The organism is Kineosporia rhizophila (assembly GCF_021277265.1).
GTDB classification, from domain to species: Bacteria; Actinomycetota; Actinomycetes; order Actinomycetales; family Kineosporiaceae; genus Kineosporia; species Kineosporia rhizophila.
Genome location: NZ_JAJSOH010000004.1, coordinates 66,007 through 88,998, shown reverse-complemented (window position 1 = coordinate 88,998; position 22,992 = coordinate 66,007). Strand labels below are relative to the sequence as shown.

Genomic DNA, 22,992 nt, shown 5'->3' with positions numbered 1-22,992 from the left:
CTACGCAATCTCCGGTGGGGCCGCGTCGTCGATGGTGATCCGGAACTCCGCGGCGAGCAGGGGGGCCAACTGGCTCAGCTGGGTGGAACTCACTGTGGTGCCCGCGAGCTGAGAAAGCCCGGTGATCCGGTGCAGTTCGGCGCCGCGCAGGTCGACCTCTTCGAGCTCGGCCCGCTGCACGTCGAGGGTCGGCACCGAGGTCTGCAGGAAGGCCACCGACCGGGCCTTCGCATCGGCCAGGTCGAGTTCCTCGATGGTGCAGCGGGTGAAGGCGACGTCGCGCAGCGTGGCTCCGCGCAGGTTCAGGTAGGTGATCTTGCAGTCGACGAAGTGCACCGAGCCCCAGCTGTTCTCGTACATCTCCGCCGAGCCGATCCGGGACCCCTCGACCCGCACGTCGCGCCAGTCGCCCCGCCCGGCCCGCAGCGAGGGCAGGCGGGCCTGCGAGATCACCGTGTCGCGCAGCCGGGTGGAGCGCAGGTCGGCCTCGTCCACCCCGACGTCGGTGAAACTGCACTCCATCACCACGGCGCCGGACAGGTCGACCGCGTCGGTCTGCAGCCCGGCGAACGCCAGGCCGTCGATCCGGGCACCGGGCTGCAGGTCGGCCTGGTCTCCCGATTCCAGCCCGGTGAGCCGGATCTCGCCGATCCGCGGGCCCGGCTGCCTACTGCGCCGGCGCTGAGAACTCACTCCGGCTCGACCCAGTCGTTCGGGTGCAGCTTGGCGTCGACCGTGCGGATCAGGCTGGTCACCCGGGCCGAGTCCATCAGCTCGTCGAGCAGCACCGGCTGGCCCACCCCGTCGGCCATCGGCACCCGCCAGTTCGGGTACTCGTCGTTGGTGCCGGGCTGGTTGATCGTGCGGCGGTCGCCCACCGCGTCGGCCAGCTGCACCCCGATCAGCCGGGCCGGGGTCATGGTCAGGAACACGTGCAGCGCCTCGACCTTGTCCCGCTCGGTCGGGCCGACCTTGAGCAGGCCGAGCTTGGTCAGCTGGTCGAGCACGGCCTGCCGCTCGGCCGCGTCGATCGCCGCCTCCTGCTCGTAGGGGCGGGTGAGCAGGCCCAGCCGCTCCCGCAGCTCGATGTGCTCACCGGCCAGGTACCCGGCCGTGGGCGGCAGGTCGTGGGTGGTGACGGTGGCCAGGCAGAGCTCGCGCCAGGCGCTGGGCGGCAGCGGCATGCCGTCGCCCTCGTAGTCCCGCTCGAACCACAGGATGCTGGTGCCCAGGACCCCGCGCTCCTTCAGGTACTCGCGGGCCGAGGCCTCGACGTTGCCCAGGTCCTCGCCGATCACGAAGCAGCCCGCGCGGTGCGCCTCCAGGGCGAGCACCCCGATCATCGCCTCGTGGTCGTAGCGCACGTAGGTGCCGTCGGCCGGGGTGTTGCCCTCGGGCACCCACCAGAACCGGAAAAGCCCCAGGATGTGGTCGATCCGGAGGGCGCCGGCATGACGCAGCAGGGTGCGCAGCATGTCCCGGTAGGGCCCGTAGCCCAGCTCGGCCAGCCGGTCGGGCCGCCACGGCGGCTGCGACCAGTCCTGCCCCTGCTGGTTGAACGCGTCCGGCGGGGCGCCCGCCGTGACGCCTCCGGCCAGCACGTCGGCCAGGGCCCAGGCGTCGGCACCGTCGGGGTGCACCCCGACCGCGAGGTCGTGCACCACGCCCACCGACATCCCCGCGTCGCGGGCCACCTCGGCCACCCCGGCCAGCTGCTGGTCCAGGCACCACTGCAGCCACATGTGGAACTCGACCCGGTCGGCCATCTCCTCCCGCACCTGCTTGACCGCCGCACCGCGGGGGTCGTGGAAGTGCGTGGGCCAGTCGGCGGCAGGCAGGCCGTAACGCTCGGCCAGGGCGCTCCAGACCGCGAAGTCCTCCAGCCCCTGCCCCTCGCGCTGGCAGTACGCCTCGAACGCGGCCTGCCGCTCACGGCTGCGCGGGAACTCGAAAACCGTCTGCAGAGCGGTGTTCTTGGCCTCCCAGACGGCGTCGCGGTCGAGTTCGCCCGGGTCGGTGTTCAGCGCCCGCAGCGCCTCGGCCTGCCACTCCAGGATGGCGCGCTCGGTGCTCGGCAGGTAGCCGACCTCGAGGATGTCCTCCACCCGCAGGTAGACCGGGTTGAAGAAGCGCCGGGTGCTGGGCAGGTAGGGCGAGGGCGTCATCGGGGCCACCGGCTCGGCCGCGTGCAGCGGGTTCACCAGCACGAAGTCGGCCCCGCCGGAACGGGCGCTCCAGCCGGTCAGCTCGGCCAGGTCGGCCAGGTCGCCCAGACCCCACGAACGGGACGAGCGCACCGAGTACAGCTGGGTCATGAAGCCCCAGGCCCGGCTGTCGGCCACCGAGGGCGGCAGCTCGATCTGCCGCGGGGTGACGATGTAGGGGCGGAACGCCTCGACCGAACTGGCCGTGGGGTTCTCGCTGCCGGGGTAGCGGGCCTGCGGCTGGTAGCGCGCCCAGAGCGTGTGATACCCGAGCGGGATGTCGCCCAGCACCACGTAGTTCACCCGCCGCACGGTGTGCCCGTCGAACGTGGCCCGCGCCTCTTCCGGCTGCTCGGCCGCCAGGGGCAGGGTGAGCAGCGTGCCGTCCTCGGTCTCCAGCTTCACCTCGACCCGGTGCAGCGGCAGGTCGGAGTCGATGTGCACCGGGATGACGGCCTGGTCGCCCTCGCGCACCACGGTCACGTCCGGCAGCATCTTCTCCCACGGCCGGCGGCGCACCTCCTCCAGCGCCGCCCGCACGTCGTGGCCGGTGCGCACCGGGATGTCCAGCGCCTCCAGCACGCCGCAGAGGGTCTTGGTCGACACCGCGACCGTGCTGCCCTGCCAGTCCTTGAACTCGGTGGCCACGCCGAGCGCGGCGGCCAGGTCGGCCAGTTCCTGCGGGGCGGTGGCGGTCAGGTCGAGCCGGCCGTCGACGAGGGCGGGCCGGGTGACGATGTCGTCGTCGTGGTCCGGGTTGTCGTCCGGGCCGGTCCGGCCGCCCAGGGCGATGCCCGCGGGTGGGGTGGGGGCGCTGACGTCGTAGACCGACCCCTCGTCGTCCGGTCCGACGATCGAGTCACGGCTGTCACGGCTGTCACGGGAAGGGCGCTGGTCGGTCACCGTTGTGCTTCCGTCGCGTTCGTCGGGGTCTGCAATGTTTTCGATCGGGCTCTCGCCGGTGAATCCTGCCAGACATCGCGCACGCACGGTGGGGCGCCGCCACGCCCCGTCCCCCTCGATCCTCCGGGCGAGGTCCCCTTACTGTGTGTTCATGAGTTTCCCGGCACTGCGTCTGGACCTGGTCGAGGAGTTGCACGGGCAGCCGGTGGCCGACCCCTACCGCTGGCTCGAAGACGCCTCCGACGAGCGCACCGAGCAGTGGTCGCAGCAGCAGGACGAGCTGTTCGGCGCCGCCGCCCAGGACTGGCCGGGGCGCGAGCGGGTGGGCTCCCGCCTGCGCGAACTGCTGGGCGCGGGCGTGGCCGGGGTGCCGATCTGGCGGGGTGAGCGGGTCTTCTCGATGCGCCGGGAGCCGGGGCAGGAGCACAGCGTCCTGTACGTGCAGGACGGCCCCGACGCCGAACGTCGCGCCCTGGTGGACCCGGTGGCGATCGACGCGAGCGGCACCACCACGCTGGACGCCTGGCAGCCCGACCGTGAGGGCACCCTGTTGGCCTACCAGCTCTCCGAGGGCGGCACCGAGGAGAGCGTGCTGCGGATCATCGACGTCGCCACCGGCGAACTCGTCGACGGGCCGATCGACCGGGCCCGCTACTCCCCCATCTCCTGGATCCCCGGGGGCCTGCCCGACGAGGAGAACCCCGAGAGCCGGGTCCCTGCCTTCTACTACGTCCGGCGGCTGCCGAAGGAGCAGGTGCCGGCCGGGGAAGAGCAGTACCACCGGCGGATCTGGCTGCACCGCCTGGGTTCCGACCCGGAGAAGGACGTCCAGGTGTTCGGCGAGGGGCACGACGCCCGCACCTACTTCGGCGTGGGGCTCTCCCGCGACGGGCGCTGGCTGATCGTCTCGGCCTCGGTGGGCACCGCCCCGCGCAACGACGCCTGGATCGCCGACCTCAACGCCCCCGGCGCTCACGTCTCCCCCGAGTTCACCCCGATCGCCACCGGTCTCGACGCGCAGTTCGGCGCGCACGTCGGGCGGGACGGCCGGCTCTACGTGTTCACCGACCTGGACGCCCCGCGCGGCCGGCTCGCGGTCACCGACCCGAGCACGCCCGGCCCGGAGCACTGGCGCGACCTGATCCCGCAGCACGACGAGGCGGTCCTGCAGGACTACACCGTGCTCGACGGCGAGCAGCTGATCGACAACCCGCTGCTGCTGGCCAAGTGGACACGGCACGCGGTCTCCGAGATCAGCGTGCACGACCTGGACTCGGGTTCGCGCTACCCGGGGGCGTCCGGCACGGTGACGCTCCCTGGCGTCGGTTCGGTGGGAGGCCTGGTCTCCCGGCCCGAAGGCGGGCACGAGTGCTGGTTCAGTTACACCGACCACGTCACCCCGCCGCACGTGTACCGCCTCGACGGTCTGACCGGCCGGCTCGAACTGTTCGCGGCCCCGCCCGGCACCGTCGAGGTGCCGGAGGTGGTCACCCGGCAGATCGAGTACCCCTCGGCCGACGGCACCGTGGTGCGGATGTTCGTGACCTGCCGCGCCGATCTGCTCGACGACCAGGGTGTGCCCTCCTCGCCCCGGCCCACGATCCTCTACGGCTACGGCGGTTTCGGCGTGCCGATGACGCCCGGCTACTCCGCGACCATCCTGGCCTGGGCCGAGGCCGGTGGCGTGTACGCGGTGGCGAGCCTGCGCGGGGGCAGCGAGGAGGGCGAGGACTGGCACCGCGCCGGGATGCTCGGGCACAAGCAGAACGTGTTCGACGACTTCCACGCCGCGGCCGAACACCTGATCGACAACCAGTGGACGTCGGCGAGCCAGTTGGCGATCAGTGGCGGCTCCAACGGTGGCCTGCTGGTCGGGGCCGCGCTGACCCAGCGTCCGGAGCTGTACCGGGCGGTGGTCTGCTCGGCCCCGCTGCTGGACATGGTGCGGTACGAGAAGTTCGGGCTGGGTGCCACCTGGAACGTGGAGTACGGGTCGGCGGACGATCCTGAACAGTTCGGCTGGCTTCTCGCCTACTCGCCCTACCACCAGGTGCGTGAGGGCGTGGACTACCCGGCCACGCTGTTCACCGTCTTCGACGGCGACACCCGGGTCGACCCGCTGCACGCCCGCAAGCTGTGCGCGGCGCTGCAGCACGCCACCAGCGCCGACCCGGGCGAGCGGCCGATCCTGATCCGCCGGGAGAAGAACGTGGGCCACGGTGCCCGGGCGCTGTCCCGGTCGATCGCCCTCTCCACCGACACCATGACGTTCCTGGCCCATCAGACCGGCCTGACTCTCACCTGACCTCACCTGACCTCACCTGACCCGCTGGTCCCCCGATCCACCTATAGAGGCTGTGAACCCCCGACGGTTCGTCCCGAATTCTCCGGAAGCGGGTTTCACCGTCGAGGGTTGCCGCCGCTAGCCTCGGCCGAATGTTCGCCGCTCCACTCGCCGCCGCCTCCGCCCACCTGGGCGCTCTGGTTGCCACGACGACGCCTACCCCGGTCCCGAGCGGTACCGGGGATCCGTCGGCCACCCCGAGCGCCACCGCTACCGCCACCCCGTCCCCCTCACCCACCGGTTCCTCGCTCAGCGAGATCACCGGTGGCCTGCTGAACGCAGCCCAGCAGGGGGCGGCCAGCCAGACGTGCGACCGTGACGACTTCTCGATCTGCGGCGTCACCCTGCGCCTGACCGGCAACGACCGGCTCGGCCAGTGGCTGGACTTCCTGATCGGCGGGCCGCTGCGGGTGGCCTTCATCATCCTGATCGGCTGGCTGGTCCGGAAGATCGTGCACCGGCTGATCGGCCGGCTGTCCGACCGGATCGCGGCCGGCACCACCGCCCCCGGCCAGAGCACCACCGGCGAGGCCGCGGCCGAACATCCTCAGGACGCGGAGGTGCGCCGGGCCGCCCCACCGCCGGTCACCCGCCGCCTGGCCCGGGCCAGGACCCTGGCCCAGGTGCTGCGCAGCATCACCTCGGTGATCATCTTCATCGTCACCGGGCTGACCGTGCTGGGCGAACTCGGCATCAACATCGCACCGCTGCTGGCCGGCGTCAGTGTGATCGGCGTGGCGCTGGGCCTGGGCGCGCAGAGCGTGGTGCGCGACATCCTGGCCGGCATGTTCATGATCCTCGAGGACCAGTACGGCGTGGGTGACTCGGTGAACGTGGGCGAGGCCAGCGGCGTGGTCGAGGCGGTGGGCCTGCGGGTGACCCAGCTGCGCGACATCAACGGCACGGTCTGGTACGTCCGCAACGGCGAGATCCTGTCGGTGGGCAACTCCTCGCAGGGCTGGTCGCGCGCGGTGATCGACGTGAACGTGGGCTTCGAGGAGGACATCGACCGGGTCGAGGAGATCCTCGAGGACATCGCCCTGGACCTGCGGGCCGACCCGCGCTTCGCCGACGTGATCATGGAGGACCCGGAGGTCTGGGGCGTCGAGACGGTGACCCAGGACAGCGTGGTGGTGCGGATGGTGATCAAGACCTATCCGGACCAGGCCCCGCCGGTGGGCCGCGAGATGCGCCGCCGGATCCGGGTGCGCTTCGCCCGCGAGGGCATCTGGCAGCACTCCACCACCCGCACGATGATCGTCAACCAGGGCGAGGCCGTGCCCTCCAGCCGCCCGGACTACGGCAGCGCCGAGGCCACCACCCCGGCCCCGCCGTCCGACGCGGGCAGCCCGACCGCCGGCGACTCCAGCTCCAAGCGGCATCCGGAGGAGCGCGAGCTCGGGCGTTAACTACGCTGAACTGCCATGACGTACGCCGAGCGACCCGCCGCCCGGGCCGGCGTAGTGCTCTGGCGCAGCAGTGCCCCGGCAGAACCGGCCAGACAGCCGTCCCTGATCCTTCCGGACGGCTGTCTGGATCTGCTTTGGGACGGGAAGACCCTGCGCGTCGCCGGCCCCGACACCAAGGCCCACCTGCACGTACCTCGCGACGACGAGAACTTCGTAGCACTGAGGTTCGCCGCCGCAACGGGCCCGGCCGCGCTGGGAATCTCGGCCGCCGAGGTGGTCGACCAGTACGTACCACTGGCTGATCTCTGGGGCACGCGACGCGCCTGGCTGCTGGAAGAACAGATCGCCCAGGGCGGAGCAGCAGCACTGGAGCAGTGGCTTCTCACCGCCCCCGCCCCGGCCGACCCCCTGGGCGGCAACGTCTTCCGCATGGCCCAGACCGGCCTGCCAGTGGCGGAAATGGCCGAGCACACCGGTTTCAGCGCCCGCCAGCTACAGCGCCGCAGCAAGGAACTGTTCGGCTACGGCCCCGGCCACCTGCTGCGGGTACTACGCCTGCAACGAGCCCTGGCCCGCGCCCGCGCCGGACAGCCCCTGGCCGGGGTGGCCGCCGACGCGGGCTACTGCGATCAGGCTCATCTCTCCCGCGAGGTGCGGGCCCTCACCGGCCGTACCCCGGGCGAACTGGTCAGCTGAGAGCCGCGAACAGGTCCACCTGGTTGCCGTCCGGATCGCGGACCACCGCATAACGCTGGCCCCACACCGCGTCCCACGGTTTCAGCTGCCCCTCGTACCCCGCGTCCAGCATCGTCTTGAAGGCCTCGTCCACCTCGGCCGGCGAGGCCGCCTCGAAGGCGATCGCCGACTGGGTGGCGCCCCGCTCCGGTCGCTTCCAGTCCGGCTCGAACGAGCGGATCGTCTCCTCGGTGTCGAAGGCGAGCTGAACCCCGCCCCCGATGTCGGCCTGGACGTGCGGCTGGGCCCCGGCCTCGTCCGGGTGCGGCAGGTCCAGGCCGAGCAGCCGGTAGAAGGTCAGGCTGGCCGCCATGTCCGAGACCACGAGTTCGATGACTGCGAGTCGTAGCTTCATGACCTCGACGCTACGACCGCCGGGCCACGCCCGTCTTGGATCCTTCGGACACCACGCCTACTGCCCGATGCGACGGTAGGCGCGCACCCCCAGCGTCGCGAACACCATCACCAGCACCACCTGGCTGACCAGGGCGTAGGGCAGGGAGTGGGTGGCGGCCCAGCCCACTCCCTCGATCTCCTGACCGGTGAACAGCTCCCGGGCCGAGGTCGCCACCGCCGACACCGGGTTCAGCTCGGCCAGCCAGCCCAGCCAGGTGGGCATGGTGCGCGGGTCGATGAACACCGTGGAGAGGAACCCGACCGGCCAGACCAGGATCTGCACCCCCATCAGCGCCTCCGGCGAGCCCGCCTTCACCCCCAGGAAGACCCCCAGCCAGAGCACCGAGAACCGCAGGGTGAGCAGCAGACCGTAGGCCGCGAGCGTGGGCAGGAGCCCGTTCTCCCAGCGCCAGCCCAGGGCGAACCCGGCCAGGCTGAGCGCCGCCAGCTCGACCACCGACGTCATCAGGTCGGCCAGCACCCGGCCCAGCAGCACCGACCCGCCGGAGATGGGCAGCGAGCGGAAGCGGTCGGTCACCGTCTTCGTGGCGTCCGAGGCGAGGGCCGTCATCGTCGCCTCGATGCCGAACATCATGTTCAGCGCCAGCACCCCGGGCAGGACGAAGACGAAGTAGTCGGCGGTGCTGCCCGCCACCGCGCCGCCGAACAACGCCCCCATCATCAGCAGGAGCATCACCGGGAAGAGCAGGGCCACGGCGAACTGGCCGGGCTGCGCCCGCCAGTGCAGCACCGTGCGCCCGGCGATCACCACGGACTCGCGCAGCAGACTGGTGGAGCCGAAAGCGGTTGCCGTGCTCATCAGTTCATCACCCCCAACTGGTTCCCGGCGTCGTGCAGGTGCAGGTACACGTCTTCCAGAGTGGGCTCGCGCAGTTCCCACTTCGGCTCCCCCACCAGCTGTTTCAGGTCCGACGGGGTGCCCCGGGCGATCACCTTCCCCTCCTTCAGGATCACCACGTCGTCGGCCAGCGAGTCGGCCTCCTCGAGATACTGCGTGGTGAGCAGGATCGCCACCCCCTGCTCGGCCATGGCCCGCAACTGCGCCCACAGGTCCCGCCGGGCGTGCGGATCCACCCCGGTGGTCGGCTCGTCCACGAAAAGCACCTGGGGCGTGGTGATCATCGAGGTGGCCAGGTCCATCCGGCGGCGCAGGCCACCGGACAGCTTGCCCACCACCCGGTCACCCACGTCGCTCAGGCCGGCCCGCTCCAGCAGCCCGGCCGCGTGCTCGCGGGCCTCGGTCCGGCTCATCCCGGCCAGCTTCGAGAACAGTTCCAGGTTCTGCCGCCCGGTGAGCACCTCGTCGAGCGCGGCGTACTGCCCCACCAGCCCGATCGATGCGCGGACCTGACCGCCCTGGGTGGCCACGTCGTACCCGGCCACCCGCACCTCCCCCTCGTCCGCCACCAACAGCGTGGTGAGGATCCGGATCATCGTCGTCTTACCGGCCCCGTTCGCCCCCAGCAATGCGCACACCCGCCCGGCCCGGACGGTGAGATCCACCCCGTCCAGCGCCGGCCGTTCGGCCTTGGGGAACTGCTTGCGCACTCCCCGCGCCTCGATCCGGACTTCCGACTCGGTCATCCCCAACCCCTTTCGGTCCGATCCAACGTACATTGTAATTTACAACGTAAGCAAGCCCTTAGGATCGTCCCATGGCGAAGCGAGCGGAGCGGAAGGGTGACCCGGTCAAGCTGATCGGCCTGCTCTGGCGCCCCACCGTGGGCAGCGGGCGGTCCGGGCTCACCCCCAAGCGGATCACCGACGCCGCCATCCGCCTGGCCGACGCCGAAGGGCTCGACGCGATCACCCTGCGGCGGGTGGCGGAAGAGCTGGGGGTAAGCGCGATGACGCTGTACCCCTACATCGCGGGCCGGCCCGAGCTGATCGAGCTGATGTTCGACGCGGTGGCCGGTGAGGTCTACGCCGGTATCGAAAGGCCCGCCCAGAAGGCCGACTGGCGCGACCGGGTCCGGCACATGGCCACCGCCAACTGGGAGCACCACCTGCGCCACCCCTGGACGGTGGAGGTGCGGGCCGGTCGGCCGATGCCCGGGCCGGGGGTCACCGGGAAGTACGAGACCGAGCTGACCGCGCTCGACGGCATCGGGCTGACCGATCTCGAGATGGAGTACACGCTCACCTCGCTGCTGGCCACGGTGTCGGCCCTGGCCCGCGAGGAGATCGAGCTGGAGCGCCGGCGGCGCGAGACCGAGCAGAGTGACCTGGACTGGTGGACGGAGGTGTCACCGCTGCTGGCGAAGGTGATGAGCGACCACGACTACCCGGTGGCCGGCCGGGTCGGCAACTCGCTGGGCGAGAGCACTAACCAGTACGCCGATCCGCAGGGGGCCCTGCGGCACACCACCGACCTGATCCTGTCCGGCCTGGCGGCACTGCTGCAGGGCCGATAGGCGACACTGGAGGCATGGCGGAACCGGAGAGCCCCAGCACCACGAACGTGACCTTCTACGAGGCGGTCGGCGGGCGGGAGACGTTCGCGAAGCTGGTGCACACGTTCTACCAGGGCATCGCCCAGGACCCGGTGCTGCGCCCGATGTACCCCGACGAGGACCTGGGCCCGGCCGAGCAGCGCATGCTGATGTTCCTCGAGCAGTACTGGGGCGGCCCGACCACCTACAGCGAGCAGCGCGGCCACCCCCGGCTGCGCATGCGGCACATGCCCTTCCAGGTCAACTCCGACGCCCGCGACCGGTGGCTCAAGCACATGCGCGCCGGGGTGGACAGCCTCGACCTGCCGCCGGCCTACGAGTCGATGCTCTGGGACTACCTGGAGCGGGCCGCCTTCAGCCTGCAGAACACCCCGGACTGACCTGCTGGGCGCGAGCCCCCTCAGGACCCCAGGAGCGAAGCCGTCCGGGCCAGCACGTGCCCGCGGGTGGTGCTCAGCCGCCACCACGGACCCGCTGAGTGGAGCGTTGACGCGTCCTCAATTTCCGGCGAAGCCTCCACCGAAGCCGCGCGGCCCAGGAATCCGAACGTCTCGGCCGCGAAGGCGACCCCAGCGGGCACCGCCGGACCTTGGGAACCCAGCAACGAGCGTCCCCAGACAAGCCCGCGAAGCCGAGCCACTGCCGCGGATCCCGACCCGCTCGGCACCCCCGCCGCGACCTCCTCGATCCCCGCGCGCGCAGCGTCGCGCAGCAGGGCCAGCGGCACCATGCCCTCGAGGTTCCAGCCCGAACGCGGCGGCGCCACCCCCGCCCAGCTGGCGTTGGTGGCCGTGGTGGGTGGTACCGGCAGCTCGATCGGCCTGCCCACACTGCGCGGGGTGGGCCGGGCGCCGGCCATCAGCCGGTCGATCCGCGCGAACCGGTCGCTGAGCGCGCTCAGCGGCACCGTGGCGTCCAGTTCGGTGGGCTCGGCCAGCGACAGCACCCGCAGGGCGAGCACCGTCGGCCCGCCCCCGCCGTGCAGGGCGCAGGCGTACATGGCCAGCACCTCGCCCGCGCCGACCAGGCGGATCGCCCCGCCCTCGTCGATCTGCCGGGCGCGGCCGACGAACGTGCGCAGATCGGAAAGGGTGGCCAGATCAGGCAGCAGCAGGTTAATCGGGGGGCCGCCGCCTTCTCCCGCCGCCGACGCCAGCGGATCGGTTCGTCCAGCCACTCCAGCAGTTTCTTGCGTTCCAGCTCGGCCAGGCGCCGGGGCCTCTGGGCGGCCAGGTCGAAGGCGAACAGCGTGGTCTCGGCCCGGGCGTAGACCACCGGCGGCCCCTCGGGCCCCTCTTCCAGCACCTCGTAGCCCAGTTCGAAGTCGGAGGCCCCGATCCGGGTCACCCACAGGTCGATCGCGACCGGAGCGGCCCGCCAGGTCAGGGGCACGAAGTACTCGATCTCCTGCCGGGCCACCAGCAGCCCGGTGCCGGCCCCGGCCGAGAGCCCGCCCTCCAGGAAGTCCGGCTCGAGCGCGGACACCCGGGCCTCTTCCAGCAGGCGCAGCAGCATCACGTTGTTGACGTGGCCGTACACATCGCTGTCCGACCAGCGCAACGGGACCATTTCTCGGTGGCGAGGCACCCGTCCATCGTCCCTCATCGGCCCGAGTGGCCTGGGTCACACGAAATTGGTGGTCAAGGGGCGCGCCGGGTGACCGATGCAATGACAGCACCCCGGACCGGGTGCCGGGAAGGAGGAGGGGCCTGGCCGGCGCCGGTCCGTGGGTTGCGAAGACCCTTCAGAACATCAGAACGATGGACGACGGCCCGCCTGGGTGGGCGGGTCACCCCGAGGCATCGTCCCCGACCGAGCTCGACACCGACACGGCCAGGCGGCCGTGGGTGGACATCTCGGCCAGCCGGGTGATCCCCAGCGGCGCCTGCCCGAACGGCAGCGTCTCGGTCAGCTGCGGGCGCAGCGCCCCGGCGTCCAGCAGCGCGATCAGGTCGGCGTGGGCCCGCTGCACCAGCTCGGGCTCCCGTTCGCGGTAGAGCGCGGAGTTGACGCCCAGCACGGTGAAGTTGGCCGCCCGCACCTGCTCCGGCGCCACCGGGACGGCCTGCTGCGAGGCGAAACCGGCCACCACGATCCGGCCCTCGAACCCGACCAGCCGCCCGGCCTGCTCGAACGTCGGCCCACCGACCGGGTCGAAGACCACCTGCACGCCCTTGCCGTCGGTCAGCTCGCGCACCGCGGCCTCGACGTCCTGACGGCTGCGGTCCAGCACCACCTGAGCGCCCAGCCCCCGGACCAGCTTGAACTTCTCCTCCGACCCGACCACCGCGACCACCTTGGCGCCCGCCGCCAGGGCCAGCTGCACCGCTGCACTGCCCAGGCCGCCCGCCGCCCCGTAGACCAGCACCCACTCGCCCACGTGCACCGAGGCCCGGCGATAGAGCCCCAGCCAGGCGGTCAGGTAGGCGATGTGGAAGACCGCCGCGGGTTCGTCGTCCAGCGCGGTGGGGGCGGGGAACACGTCCTGGTCCCGGGCCAGCGCGAACTGGGCCAGCGAACCGCTAGGCAGAGTGGTCTGCCCGACGACCCGCTCGCCCAGCCGGTACTGCGACACACCCGCCCCGACCCCGACGATCTCCCCGCACAGCTCCAGCCCCGGGGTGAAGGGCGGTGGCGGAGCCTGTAGCGAAAGACCCTGCGCCAGAGCGGCGTCGGTGAGGCCCAGGCCCGCCGCACCGACCTGGACCAGAACCTGCCCGGGGCCGGGTGAGGGCACCGGAACCTCTTCCAGCCGCATCACCGCCGCCGGTTCCCCGGCCGCCGTGACCCGCCAGGCCGGCATGGTGCGGCCGGTACCGCCGGAGGTCTCGGTCAGGGTCTCGGTCCGGGTCTCGGTCAGGGTCGTCGACGCCTCGGTGCTCATCAGATCCTCCGGTCGCACAAGACCCCGGCTGCTGTCCGGGATCGACCGGAACACACTGAACCGCCCGGCTACCCGCCGGGTCAACTGCCCCGGCGGGTAGCGAGCAGCTACTTCGGCCCAGGCCTCTAGCCCAGGCCTCCGGCCAGACCCACGCCGCCGTCGAGGGTCAGCGTCTGCCCGGTGATCCACGAGGCGTCGTCGCTGGCCAGGAACGCCACCGCGGCCGCCACGTCGTCCGGGTGCCCGAGCCGGCCCAGCGGGTATCCCTCGATCACCCGGTCCTCGCGGCCCTCGTACAGCGCCTCGGCGAACTGCGTCTTGACCACGGCCGGAGCCACTGCGTTGACCCGGATCCGGGGCGCCAGTTCCAGCGCCAGCTGCGAGGTGACGTGGATCAGCGCCGCCTTGCTGGCCCCGTACACCCCGATGCCGGGCGACGGCCGCAGCCCGGCGATCGAGGCCACGTTGACGATCGCGGCGCCCTCCCGCGAGCCCAGCCCCAGCTTGCTCACCTCGTCGGTCCACGACAGCGCCGCGATCACGTTCACGTCGAAGACCTTGGCCGCCGCCCCGGCGTCGACGCTGCTGGTCGGGCCGTAGACCGGGTTGATGCCGGTGTTGTTGACCAGCACGTCGAGCCGGCCGAAGGTCTCCATGGTGCGCCGCACCGCCTCGGATCGGTGCTCGGCGTCGTCGGCCCGGCCCGCCACGCCCACCGCGACCTCCGGGCCGCCCAGCTGCTCGACCGCCTCCTCCAGAGGGCCGGCCTTGCGGGCGGTGACGCACACCCGGGCCCCCTCAGCGATCAGGCGCCGGGCGATGGCCAGGCCGATACCCCGGCTGGCCCCGGTGACCACCGCAACCCGGCCCTGGAACCGGCGGCTGGCCAGCCCCTCCGGAGCCGGTTCGGACTGACTGGACTGTTCGGACTGCCTCTTGCCGTGAAGTTCCGTCTCCTCGTCGAGACGCATCTGCCCCTCCTCGTCCGGTGAGTGCATCCTCGCGCTCGGAACCAGTGTGCCTTGACTGAGCGCTCGTTCATGACATGCTCCCGCCATGGCGACCCGCTCGGCGATGAGCTGGACGGACGACGAAGGCGGCCCGGACCGGGCCGGAGACTCCTCGCAGCGGCTGGTCCAGGCCGCGATCGAGGCCTTCGCCGACCGGGGCTTCCACGCCACCACCACTCGTGACATCGCCACCCGGGTCGGGCTCAGCCCGGCCGCGCTCTACGTCCACTTCCCCTCCAAGCAGGCCCTGCTGGCCGAGATCAGCGTGGTCGGCCACGAGGCGGCCCTCGACCTGGTCGAGCGTTCGGTCGCCGGGCCGCCCACCCCGCTGGCCCGGCTCCAGTCGGTGATCCGGGCGTTCACCGCCTGGCACGCCGAGCGTCACCGGGTGGCCCGGGTCGTGCAGCACGAGCTGACCGCCCTGGCCGAGGCGGACCGGCGGCGGGTGCTCGGGATCCGCCGGCAGATCGAGGCCGTGGTGGAGGCCCAGCTCAGCGCGGGCAACGCGAGTGGTGAGATGGACGTGCCCGACACCCGGGCGGTGGCCCGGGCCCTGCTCTCGCTGAGCGTCGACGTGGCCCGCTGGTACGACCCCCGGGGCAGCCGCAGCGCCGCGCAGATCGGGGAGCTGTACGCCGACCTGGCCACCCGCATGGTGAGCGCGCCGGCCGTCGGCGGGGCAGCATCACCAGCAGCATCAGCAGGTCAGCACGAAGGAGAACCGAAGTGACGAGCAGAGACCGGGCGCGCGACGCACTGGCGGCGATCACCGGCGTGGACGCCGAGAGCCCGGTGGCCGAGGCCGGGACGGTCGCCACCACCGACCTGGTGGCCAAGCTCGACGTGCAGCCCGACGGGGAGGACCGCTTCCTCGGCCACAACTTCCACTCCCCCAACGGCCGGATCTTCGGTGGCCAGGTGCTGGCCCAGTCTCTGGCCGCGGCGGCCAAGACGGTCGAGGCCGACCGCCCGCCGCACTCCTTCCACGGCTACTTCCTGCGTCCGGGTGATCCGCAGGTGCCGATCGAGCTGGCGGTGGAGCGGCTGCGCGACGGCCGCTCGTTCAGCGCCCGCCGGGTCCAGGCGGTGCAGCACGGCAAGCCGATCCTGTCGATGATCGCCTCGTTCCAGACCGCCGCCGAGGGTCTGGACCATCAGTCCCCGATGCCCGAGGTGCCCCGCCCGGACGAGGTGCCCTCGTTCCGTGAGCGCCTGGCCGAGGCCGGGCACAGCGTCCGCGGCCTCGGGCCCCTCCTGGCCTCCCAGCCGTTCGAGCTGCGCCACGTCCAGAGCCCGCTGTTCCTCGGCCCCGGCCCGGAGAAGACCGCCGAGCAGGCGGTCTGGATCCGGCCCACCGGCCCGCTGCCGCCCGGCCCGCTGCTGCACGCCGTGGTGCTGGCCTACGTCAGCGACTACACCGTGCTCGAGCCGACCCTGCGCGCCCACGGCCTGGCCTGGGCCACCCCGGGCATGAAGACGGCCAGCCTCGACCACGCCATGTGGTTCCACCGCCCGGCCCGCTTCGACGACTGGCACCTGTTCGTCGAGGAGAGCCCCTCCGCGTCCGGCGCCCGCGGGCTGGGCCTGGCCCGGATCTACGCCCTGGACGGCACGCTGGTGGCCACCCTCGGACAGGAAGGCATGTTCCGGGTGCCGGAGTGACGCTGTTCCATCCCGACGTCCGGCTGGCCGTCGGGGTGGCCGTCCTGATCGGCCTGACCTGGCTGGTGCTGCGGATCGCCCAGGTCCCGCTGGGCTGGGGCCCGGCCTGGGCGGTGATCCGGGGCGCTGCCCAGCTGGCCCTGGTCGGGCTGGCCCTGCGCGGGGTCTTCGACGCCCCGCCCTTCGTGGTGCTGGCCCTGGCGGTGATGCTGACCATCGCCGTACGCACCGCCGCGGGCCGGATCAAGGCCCTGCCCCACGCCCTGCCCGCCGCAGCCCTGGCCTGCACCACCGCCGCCGTCGGCACCCTGACCGTGATCTTCGCCCTGGGCATGCTCGAGCTCTCCGCCCGCTACCTGGTGGCCCTGGGCGGCATCGTGATCGGCGGCACCATGCTGGCCGCCACCCTCACCGGCCGCCGGCTGGCCGCGGGCCTGGAGTCCGAGCGCGACGAGATCGAGGGTCTGCTCGCCCTCGGCGCCACCCCGCGCCAGGCCACCGCCCGGATCTGCCGGCGCAGTGTGGCCGAGGCGATGATGCCGGTGATCGACCAGACCCGGACCACCGGCCTGGTCACCCTGCCCGGCGCCTTCATCGGCGCCCTGCTGGGCGGGGCCGACCCGATGGACGCCGCCCGCTTCCAGCTGGTCGTGCTGGTGGCGCTGATCAACGCCCAGGCGATCAGCGGCGTCATCATCGCCCACCGGCTCGGCGCACCCGCACAGCTCCCGACCCCGACGGGGTGAGGTGGGTGTGAGGCGCCCCCACTAGGATTTGGGGCACTTCGCACAAGGGAGAACCGATGTCGCGCACCGAGGAAATCAGCTCAGACGTCAAAGCGGTGAGTGCGGCGGCCGACGAGGCGCGCAACCGCGCCGAGGAGGCCCTGGAGTACGCCCGCGGCGAGATCGACCTGGCCCACGAGCACGGCTGGGACGGGGTGGGCCAGTCGATCAGCATCGCCGGGGAGGCCCTGGAGAAGATCGTCGAGGAGCTGGCCGGCAGCGGTGACGTCTTCGAGAACGCCGCCCGGACCCTCGACGTGATCAGCGAGCGGATGAGCCACAACGAGGTCGCCGAGCAGCTCGGTCTGGCCCGCGCCGAGCTGGACACCGGTCGTGACACCTTCCTGGGCACCGCCGAGCTGATCAACGAGGCCCTGACCGGCGCCGAGCAGGCCGAGCACCAGGCCCTCGGCACCCGGCTGAACAACCTGCGCGAAGAGGTGGAGAAGCTCTCCGAGCAGCTCCAGCAGCACTGCGCCGAGATCGACTCCGAGCAGGAGCAGGCCCAGAAGATGGGCCAGCAGGAGGGCGAGGCGGAGAGCCGCAAGCGCGACGACAACGAGGAGAAGAACGACACCGACGAGCCCAAGGACGACGGCGGCGGCTCTTCGGGCAAGCCGGCCTGACCGAAAAGGCGGCCTGACCGAAAAGGCGGGTTGACCGAAAGGGCAGGCCTACTCCGGTTCGTCCCTGATTCGTCCCTGAACTGCAACCGTTGTTTTCCCGCTGCTCAGCGCGCTGTGCGAAGGTGGCAGCGTGTCCCTGCCCACCGATGTCCCAGCCGCACAGCCTGATTCTGTGCCGGAGGAGCCAGTGCCCGCTCCCGCCGATCCGGACGCCCGCCAGCGGGGCCGGGGCGCCCTGATCGGCCGGGTGGTCCTCGGGGTGGCCTCGGTCGTGGCCGTCTACCTGCTGGTCCAGCGGGTCGACTTCGCCGACCTGTGGCAGCGGCTGCGCGACACCGACCCGGTCTGGCTGAGCGTGGCGCTGCTGTTCTCGATCCTGCCGGTGGTCGGCAGCGCGGCCGGGTTCCTGGCCTTCTCCCCCGGCCGGATCCCCTTCGGCCAGATCACCCTGGTCCAGCTGGCCACCTCGTTCGTCAACCTGATCACGCCGGCCAGTGCCGGCGGGCTGGCGCTGAACGTGCGCTACCTGACCCGCAAGGACGTCCCGGTGGCGGTGGCGGTGGCCGTGGTCGGACTCGTCCAGACCATGTCGGTACTGGTCACCGCGGTCGCCATCACACTGCTGCTGGCCCTGTCCGGCCGCAATATGTCCGACGCCCCGCACGTGCCCTGGCTGGCTGTGGCCATCGTCGCCGGGGTGGTGCTGGCTGCAGCGTTGTTGCTGCGGTTCTGGCCGTGGGGGCGGGCCCTTTTCGTGAAACACGTGGTGCAGCCGTTCCGTGAGGCCGGCCCCGAACTCCGGCACATCGTGACCAGCAAGAAGCGGCTCGCCCTGGCTGTGGTGGGGCACCTGGCTGTGACCCTGGGCTTCGTTGCGGTGCTCGCGGCCTCGCTGGCCGCCTTCGACCAGAGCGCTCCATTGATCCTGATGGCTGTGGTGGTGATCGGGGGCTCGGCCATTGCCGGGACAGTGCCGGTGCCCGGAGGTATCGGGGCCGCCGAGACCGCCCTGTTCCTCGGCCTCACAGCAATCCAGGTGGACGAATCCGCCGCCCTTTCGGCCGCCCTGCTCTTCCGCGTCATCACCTTCTGGATCCGGGTGCCGATCGGCTGGGTCGCCCTGGTCGTGCTGCGGCGGCAGAACGCGGTCTGAAAAACCCAACCAACAACGGACGCCCTCGGCCACCTTTTCGGTGACCAAGGGCGTCCGTTGTTGTTGGCTCTTCGGCTCTGAAAGATCAGTCGCGCGTGAGCTTGCGGTGCGTGACCCGGTGCGGGCGCGCCGCGTCCTCACCCAGACGCTCGATCTTGTTCTTCTCGTACGACTCGAAGTTGCCCTCGAACCAGTACCAGTTCGCCGGGTCCTCCTCGGTGCCCTCATAGGCCAGGATGTGCGTGGTCACCCGGTCGAGGAACCACCGGTCGTGGGAGATGACCACGGCGCAGCCGGGGAACTCCAGCAGGGCGTTCTCCAGCGAGCCCAGCGTCTCCACGTCGAGGTCGTTGGTCGGCTCGTCGAGCAGCAGCAGGTTGCCGCCCTGCTTCAGGGTCAGCGCCAGGTTCAGCCGGTTACGCTCACCACCGGACAGCACGCCCGTGGGCTTCTGCTGGTCGGGGCCCTTGAAGCCGAAGGCCGCCACGTAGGCCCGCGAGGGCATCTCGACCTGGCCGACCTTGATGTAGTCGAGGCCGTCGGAGACCGTCTCCCACAGCGTCTTCTTCGGGTCGAGCCCGCCGCGGTTCTGGTCGACGTACGAGATCGAGACGGTGTCGCCGACCCGGACGTCGCCGTCGGTCGGCTGCTCCAGCCCGACGATGGTCTTGAACAGCGTGGTCTTACCCACACCGTTCGGGCCGATCACGCCGACGATGCCGTTGCGCGGCAGGGTGAACGACAGGTCCTTGATCAGGTCGCGCTCACCGAACGCCTTGTGCAGCTTGTTGACCTCGATGACCTGCGACCCCAGCCGCGGGCCGGGCGGGATCTGGATCTCCTCGAAGTCGAGCTTGCGGGTCCGCTCGGCCTCGGCCGCCATCTCCTCGTAGCGGGCCAGACGCGCCTTGCTCTTGGTCTGCCGGCCCTTGGCGTTCTGCCGCACCCAGTCGAGCTCGTCGGCCAGCCGCTTGGCCAGCTTGGCGTCCTTCTTGCCCTGGACCGCCAGACGCTGCTGCTTCTTCTCCAGGTAGGTGGAGTAGTTGCCCTCGTAGGGGTAGGCCCGGCCGCGGTCGAGCTCGAGGATCCACTCGGCCACGTTGTCCAGGAAGTACCGGTCGTGGGTGACGGCCAGCACGGCGCCCTTGTACGAGGCCAGGAACTGCTCCAGCCAGTGGACGCTCTCGGCATCCAGGTGGTTGGTGGGCTCGTCGAGCAGCAGCAGGTCGGGGGCCGACAGCAGCAGCTTGCACAGGGCCACCCGGCGGCGCTCACCACCGGAGAGCACGCTCACGTCGGCGTCGCCCGGGGGGCAGCGCAGCGCGTCCATCGCCTGCTCGAGCTGGGCGTCGAGGTCCCAGGCGTCGGCGGCGTCGAGCGCCTCCTGCAGCTCGCCCATCTCGGCCAGCAGCTTGTCGTAGTCGGCGTCGGGGCTGGCCATCTCTTCCGAGATGGCGTTGAACCGGTCGAGCTTGGCCTTGATCTCGCCGACCCCCTCCTCGACGTTGCCGAGGACGGTCTTCGACTCGTTCAGCTCCGGTTCCTGCATCAGGATGCCGACCGTCGCCTCGGGATCCAGCCGCACGTCACCGTTGGACGGCTGGTCGATCCCGGCCATGATCTTGAGCACGCTGGACTTACCGGCCCCGTTCGGCCCGACCACGCCGATCTTGGCGCCGGGCAGGAACGACAGCGTCACGTCATCGAGGATGACCTTGTCGCCGTGCGCCTTCCGGGCCTTCCGCATGGTGTAGATGTACTCAGCCACGCACCACAGGCTATCCCAGCCCGAGCCTTCCCCCGTCCGCCCACACGCTCACCCGCCGTGGACCGGCCTGCCGATCTGGCAGGGTGGCGACGTCGGTCGTCCCATGAATCCGGATCATGTCCTAGAGTCCGGCAGCGAGGAGGACACTCAGCCATGTCAGCGCAGTTCGGTCTGGACTGGGTCTACGGGGTCTCACCGCTGGTGACGTTCCGGATGATGACCCGGCTGGAACATCTCACCGAGAAGGCCCGGCAGCTCGGGTACGAGGACTTCCACGTCCTGGAGCTGAGGGAACGGGCCGGGGCCTTCCGCCAGGTCTCGGAGCGCCAGGCCTCGGACATCATGCCCGCGCGCCGCTTCTTCGGCGGCAAGTCGATGATGACCGAGTCCCTGATCTGGCAGCAGTCCGCCTGGAACGGGGCCCGGGAGGGCGAGTACACCGTCGAGCTGGCCGCCGCCCCGCAGGTCACGATCGTCGGCCAGCTGGGCCTGGAACCGGCCGGCACCGTCGGCACCCGCTTCTGGATCGCCGTCCAGCTGGAGACGCACGGCCGCCTGGGCCGCAAGGGCGGCCCCGAGGTGGCCGCCTCGCTGAGCGCCCGGCTCGAGGAGGAGCACCAGTTCCGGCTGCAGTGGCTGGAACGACAGGTGCCGTACGGGATGTGACGGCCGGGTGTGACAGCCAAAATGTGACGGCCAAAATGTGACGGCGGGTGGGCGCCGGTAGCTTCGGAACCGTGACCAGCGCAGACCTCACCGATGAGCCCGTTGCCCGCCAGCAAGCCGCCGACTGGTACCGCTCCGCCGTCACCTACCAGCTGTACATCCGGTCGTTCGCCGACTCCGACGGCGACGGCCTGGGCGACATCGGCGGCATCCGGTCCCGGCTGCCCTACCTCGCCTCGCTCGGGGTGGACGCGATCTGGATCAACCCCTGGTACCCCTCCCCCCAGGCCGATGCCGGCTACGACGTGGCCGACTACCGCAACATCCACGCCCCCTTCGGCGATCTGCAGCAGGCCCGCGCGCTGATCGAGGAGGCGCACGCGGCCGGGCTGAAGGTCCTGCTCGACGTGGTGCCCAACCACACCTCCGACGAACACCCCTGGTTCACCGCCGCCCTGGCCTCACCCCCGGGCTCACCCGAGCGCGACCGGTTCGTGTTCCGGCCCGGCTCCGGACCGGACGGCGACGAGCCCCCCAACGACTGGCAGTCCGTCTTCGGCGGGCCGGCCTGGCACCGGGTCGAGGGCGGGGAGTGGTACCTGCACCTGTTCGACGTGAAGCAGCCCGACCTGAACTGGGACAACCCCGAGGTCCGGGCCGAGTTCGAGAGCGTCCTGCGGTTCTGGTTCGACCTCGGCGCCGACGGTTTCCGGATCGACGTGGCGCACGGCCTGATCAAGGATCCGGCGCTGCCCAGCCTGAACCTCAGCCAGCAGCAGATCCTCGCCCGCGTGAAGGTTCCCGACCACCCCTACTGGGACCGGCCGGGTGTGCTCGACGTCTGGCAGGAGTGGCGTGCGGTCGGCGACTCCTACGACCCGCCCAAGGTGTTCGTGGCCGAGGCCTGGGTGGAGAGCTCCGCCCGGCTGGCCGAGTACCTGCGGCCCGAGCGCCTGCACACCGCCTTCGACTTCGAGCTGATGCGCGCCCGCTGGCACGCGAAGGAACTGCGCGAGACGGCCCGCATCTCGCTCGAGGCCCACGACTCGGTCGGCGCGCCGGTGATGTGGACGCTCTCCAACCACGACGTCACCCGCCACGTCACCCGGCTCGGCCGGCCCCAGCAGCGCACCTCCGGCAGCAACGCCCCGGAGTTCCCCCAGGGCGAGACCGACGTCGCGCTCGGCACCCGCCGGGCCCGGGCGGCCATCCTTTATGCACTCGCACTGCCCGGCGGCGTCTATCTCTACCAGGGCGAGGAACTAGGTCTGCCCGAGGTCGAGGACCTGCCCGAGGAAGTGCTGCAGGATCCGACCTGGGAGCGCTCGGGCCACACCGAGCGCGGTCGCGACGGCTGCCGGGTTCCGCTCCCCTGGCAGCGGGGTGGGCCTTCTCTCGGATTTGGGGACGCTCTTGGCTGGCTTCCCCAGCCGGCCTCCTGGGGTGAGTTGTCGGTCGAGGCGCAAGAGGGTGATCCCGGCTCGATGCTCGCGCTCTACCGCGAGGCCCTCCGGCTGCGCCGTGAGCTGCCCCAACTCGGCCACGACGGCGGGCCGCTGGTCTGGACCGGCGAAGAGGATCAGGTGCTCGGTCTGGCCCGGGGCAACGGGTTCGTGTGCGTGCTCAACACCGGTGCAGTTGCGGTCCCGCTGCCGCCCGGCAGGGTTGTCCTGTCGAGTTCACCCCTCGAGGGTGAGCTGCTGCCGCCCGACGCGGCGGCGTGGATCCTGGTTGACCAGGACTAGACCAGGACTCATCAGGACTGGCCCAGGGATCGCCGACTCGATCGCAGGAAAGGGGTGAACCATGACCGTTCTGGACGAGACGACCGTTCTCGATCCGGACAGTACGCTCCCCCAGAAGCGAACACTGTCCCAGCCAGACACGCAGCAGACTCTGCCCCCGGCCGAGCCCGACCCACCGCTCGAGCCACCCAGCCCGGGCGGGCCGGGGCCGGCGCCCGCTCCTCCCAT

The 22,992-nt window shown here is 71.3% G+C and carries 22 protein-coding genes; 12 read left to right on the top strand and 10 right to left on the bottom strand.

Going from position 1 to position 22,992, the window contains the following annotated elements; all coding sequences use genetic code 11:
• Together LWF15_RS37400 and malQ are read right to left on the bottom strand one after the other, a co-directional pair.
• Positions 1-693, bottom strand: coding sequence for a pentapeptide repeat-containing protein (locus tag LWF15_RS37400; protein WP_232809948.1), 693 nt, complete (start codon positions 691-693; stop codon positions 1-3).
• Positions 690-3,107 carry a 4-alpha-glucanotransferase gene (gene malQ, locus LWF15_RS08950; RefSeq protein WP_232809947.1) on the bottom strand — a complete coding sequence of 806 codons (2,418 nt, stop codon included), beginning with the start codon at positions 3,105-3,107 and terminating at the stop codon, positions 690-692. The genes LWF15_RS37400 and malQ overlap by 4 nt, the downstream gene beginning before the upstream one ends.
• Positions 3,108-3,258: 151 nt before the next feature.
• On the opposite strand from malQ, the gene LWF15_RS08945 reads away from it, so the two are divergent.
• The 3 genes from LWF15_RS08945 to LWF15_RS08935 all read left to right on the top strand — a co-directional run bounded on the left by LWF15_RS08945 (position 3,259) and on the right by LWF15_RS08935 (position 7,556).
• The gene (locus LWF15_RS08945) at positions 3,259-5,412 is read left to right on the top strand and encodes a prolyl oligopeptidase family serine peptidase (RefSeq protein WP_232809946.1); all 2,154 of its coding nucleotides are present in this window, start codon (positions 3,259-3,261) and stop codon (positions 5,410-5,412) included.
• Positions 5,413-5,543: 131 nt separating this feature from the next.
• Positions 5,544-6,860, top strand: coding sequence for a mechanosensitive ion channel family protein (locus LWF15_RS08940; protein WP_232809945.1), 1,317 nt, complete (start codon positions 5,544-5,546; stop codon positions 6,858-6,860).
• 15 nt (positions 6,861-6,875) lie between these two features.
• On the top strand, positions 6,876-7,556 hold the full coding sequence (locus LWF15_RS08935; RefSeq protein WP_232809944.1) for a helix-turn-helix transcriptional regulator: 681 nt from the start codon (positions 6,876-6,878) through the stop codon (positions 7,554-7,556).
• Here the strand turns inward: LWF15_RS08935 and LWF15_RS08930 are convergent.
• From LWF15_RS08930 to LWF15_RS08920, 3 genes are read right to left on the bottom strand one after another with little or no spacing between them, the layout of a single operon-like run.
• Positions 7,549-7,950: a VOC family protein gene (locus LWF15_RS08930; RefSeq protein ID WP_232809943.1), complete on the bottom strand. Its 402-nt coding sequence runs from the start codon at positions 7,948-7,950 to the stop codon at positions 7,549-7,551. The genes LWF15_RS08935 and LWF15_RS08930 overlap by 8 nt on opposite strands.
• Before the next feature lie 57 nt (positions 7,951-8,007).
• Positions 8,008-8,811 carry an ABC transporter permease gene (locus tag LWF15_RS08925; RefSeq protein ID WP_232809942.1) on the bottom strand — a complete coding sequence of 268 codons (804 nt, stop codon included), beginning with the start codon at positions 8,809-8,811 and terminating at the stop codon, positions 8,008-8,010.
• Positions 8,811-9,596, bottom strand: coding sequence for an ABC transporter ATP-binding protein (locus tag LWF15_RS08920; RefSeq protein WP_232809941.1), 786 nt, complete (start codon positions 9,594-9,596; stop codon positions 8,811-8,813). Before LWF15_RS08920 ends, LWF15_RS08925 begins: the two co-directional genes overlap by 1 nt.
• Positions 9,597-9,667: 71 nt before the next feature.
• Here LWF15_RS08920 and LWF15_RS08915 point away from each other — a divergent pair, with 71 nt between their 5' ends.
• A complete protein-coding gene (locus LWF15_RS08915) occupies positions 9,668-10,426 on the top strand; it encodes a TetR/AcrR family transcriptional regulator (RefSeq protein ID WP_232809940.1) in 759 nt (252 codons plus the stop codon).
• 14 nt (positions 10,427-10,440) lie between these two features.
• Positions 10,441-10,845 (top strand): globin, encoded by a 405-nt coding sequence (locus LWF15_RS08910; RefSeq protein ID WP_232809939.1) that lies wholly within the window; start codon positions 10,441-10,443, stop codon positions 10,843-10,845.
• A gap of 20 nt (positions 10,846-10,865) precedes the next feature.
• Here the strand turns inward: LWF15_RS08910 and LWF15_RS08905 are convergent, their stop codons facing one another.
• The 4 genes from LWF15_RS08905 to LWF15_RS08890 form a co-directional block, all read right to left on the bottom strand.
• Positions 10,866-11,426, bottom strand: coding sequence for a hypothetical protein (locus tag LWF15_RS08905; protein ID WP_232809938.1), 561 nt, complete (start codon positions 11,424-11,426; stop codon positions 10,866-10,868).
• Positions 11,363-12,052 carry an acyl-CoA thioesterase gene (locus LWF15_RS08900; RefSeq protein WP_232809937.1) on the bottom strand — a complete coding sequence of 230 codons (690 nt, stop codon included), beginning with the start codon at positions 12,050-12,052 and terminating at the stop codon, positions 11,363-11,365. The genes LWF15_RS08905 and LWF15_RS08900 overlap by 64 nt, the downstream gene beginning before the upstream one ends.
• Positions 12,053-12,254: 202 nt before the next feature.
• Positions 12,255-13,349 (bottom strand): zinc-binding dehydrogenase, encoded by a 1,095-nt coding sequence (locus LWF15_RS08895; RefSeq protein ID WP_232809936.1) that lies wholly within the window; start codon positions 13,347-13,349, stop codon positions 12,255-12,257.
• 125 nt (positions 13,350-13,474) lie between these two features.
• On the bottom strand, positions 13,475-14,320 hold the full coding sequence (locus LWF15_RS08890; RefSeq protein ID WP_232809935.1) for an SDR family oxidoreductase: 846 nt from the start codon (positions 14,318-14,320) through the stop codon (positions 13,475-13,477).
• Between the two features lie 85 nt (positions 14,321-14,405).
• Here LWF15_RS08890 and LWF15_RS08885 point away from each other — a divergent pair, with 85 nt between their 5' ends.
• The 5 genes from LWF15_RS08885 to LWF15_RS08865 all read left to right on the top strand — a co-directional run bounded on the left by LWF15_RS08885 (position 14,406) and on the right by LWF15_RS08865 (position 18,585).
• Positions 14,406-15,089 (top strand): TetR/AcrR family transcriptional regulator, encoded by a 684-nt coding sequence (locus LWF15_RS08885; protein ID WP_232809934.1) that lies wholly within the window; start codon positions 14,406-14,408, stop codon positions 15,087-15,089.
• On the top strand, positions 15,086-16,021 hold the full coding sequence (locus LWF15_RS08880) for an acyl-CoA thioesterase (RefSeq protein WP_232809933.1): 936 nt from the start codon (positions 15,086-15,088) through the stop codon (positions 16,019-16,021). Before LWF15_RS08885 ends, LWF15_RS08880 begins: the two co-directional genes overlap by 4 nt.
• Positions 16,018-16,767: an ABC transporter permease gene (locus tag LWF15_RS08875; protein WP_232809932.1), complete on the top strand. Its 750-nt coding sequence runs from the start codon at positions 16,018-16,020 to the stop codon at positions 16,765-16,767. The genes LWF15_RS08880 and LWF15_RS08875 overlap by 4 nt, the downstream gene beginning before the upstream one ends.
• 56 nt (positions 16,768-16,823) lie before the next feature.
• Positions 16,824-17,432, top strand: a complete 609-nt coding sequence (locus LWF15_RS08870) for a hypothetical protein (RefSeq protein WP_232809931.1) — start codon at positions 16,824-16,826, stop codon at positions 17,430-17,432.
• A 172-nt stretch (positions 17,433-17,604) separates the two neighbouring features.
• The gene (locus tag LWF15_RS08865; protein WP_232809930.1) at positions 17,605-18,585 is read left to right on the top strand and encodes a lysylphosphatidylglycerol synthase transmembrane domain-containing protein; all 981 of its coding nucleotides are present in this window, start codon (positions 17,605-17,607) and stop codon (positions 18,583-18,585) included.
• 85 nt (positions 18,586-18,670) lie between these two features.
• Here LWF15_RS08865 and ettA read toward each other — a convergent pair whose 3' ends face one another.
• Positions 18,671-20,353, bottom strand: coding sequence for an energy-dependent translational throttle protein EttA (ettA, locus tag LWF15_RS08860; protein WP_232809929.1), 1,683 nt, complete (start codon positions 20,351-20,353; stop codon positions 18,671-18,673).
• Positions 20,354-20,506: 153 nt separating this feature from the next.
• On the opposite strand from ettA, the gene LWF15_RS08855 reads away from it, so the two are divergent.
• Positions 20,507-21,019 carry a DUF2505 family protein gene (locus LWF15_RS08855; protein WP_232809928.1) on the top strand — a complete coding sequence of 171 codons (513 nt, stop codon included), beginning with the start codon at positions 20,507-20,509 and terminating at the stop codon, positions 21,017-21,019.
• Positions 21,020-21,090: 71 nt separating this feature from the next.
• A complete protein-coding gene (locus LWF15_RS08850) occupies positions 21,091-22,764 on the top strand; it encodes a glycoside hydrolase family 13 protein (protein ID WP_232809927.1) in 1,674 nt (557 codons plus the stop codon).
• Positions 22,765-22,992: the final 228 nt, after the last annotated feature.

What these genes read in the sequence shown, in the direction of transcription:
- LWF15_RS08945 (WP_232809946.1), top strand. Translation starts at nt 3,259, where the DNA reads ATGAGTTTCCCGGCACTGCGTCTGGACCTGGTCGAGGAGTTGCACGGG.
- LWF15_RS08940 (WP_232809945.1), top strand. Translation starts at nt 5,544, where the DNA reads ATGTTCGCCGCTCCACTCGCCGCCGCCTCCGCCCACCTGGGCGCTCTG.
- LWF15_RS08935 (WP_232809944.1), top strand. Translation starts at nt 6,876, where the DNA reads ATGACGTACGCCGAGCGACCCGCCGCCCGGGCCGGCGTAGTGCTCTGG.
- LWF15_RS08930 (WP_232809943.1), bottom strand. Translation starts at nt 7,950, where the DNA reads ATGAAGCTACGACTCGCAGTCATCGAACTCGTGGTCTCGGACATGGCG.
- LWF15_RS08925 (WP_232809942.1), bottom strand. Translation starts at nt 8,811, where the DNA reads ATGAGCACGGCAACCGCTTTCGGCTCCACCAGTCTGCTGCGCGAGTCC.
- LWF15_RS08920 (WP_232809941.1), bottom strand. Translation starts at nt 9,596, where the DNA reads ATGACCGAGTCGGAAGTCCGGATCGAGGCGCGGGGAGTGCGCAAGCAG.
- LWF15_RS08915 (WP_232809940.1), top strand. Translation starts at nt 9,668, where the DNA reads ATGGCGAAGCGAGCGGAGCGGAAGGGTGACCCGGTCAAGCTGATCGGC.
- LWF15_RS08910 (WP_232809939.1), top strand. Translation starts at nt 10,441, where the DNA reads ATGGCGGAACCGGAGAGCCCCAGCACCACGAACGTGACCTTCTACGAG.
- LWF15_RS08895 (WP_232809936.1), bottom strand. Translation starts at nt 13,349, where the DNA reads ATGAGCACCGAGGCGTCGACGACCCTGACCGAGACCCGGACCGAGACC.
- LWF15_RS08890 (WP_232809935.1), bottom strand. Translation starts at nt 14,320, where the DNA reads ATGCGTCTCGACGAGGAGACGGAACTTCACGGCAAGAGGCAGTCCGAA.
- LWF15_RS08885 (WP_232809934.1), top strand. Translation starts at nt 14,406, where the DNA reads ATGGCGACCCGCTCGGCGATGAGCTGGACGGACGACGAAGGCGGCCCG.
- LWF15_RS08870 (WP_232809931.1), top strand. Translation starts at nt 16,824, where the DNA reads ATGTCGCGCACCGAGGAAATCAGCTCAGACGTCAAAGCGGTGAGTGCG.
- LWF15_RS08855 (WP_232809928.1), top strand. Translation starts at nt 20,507, where the DNA reads ATGTCAGCGCAGTTCGGTCTGGACTGGGTCTACGGGGTCTCACCGCTG.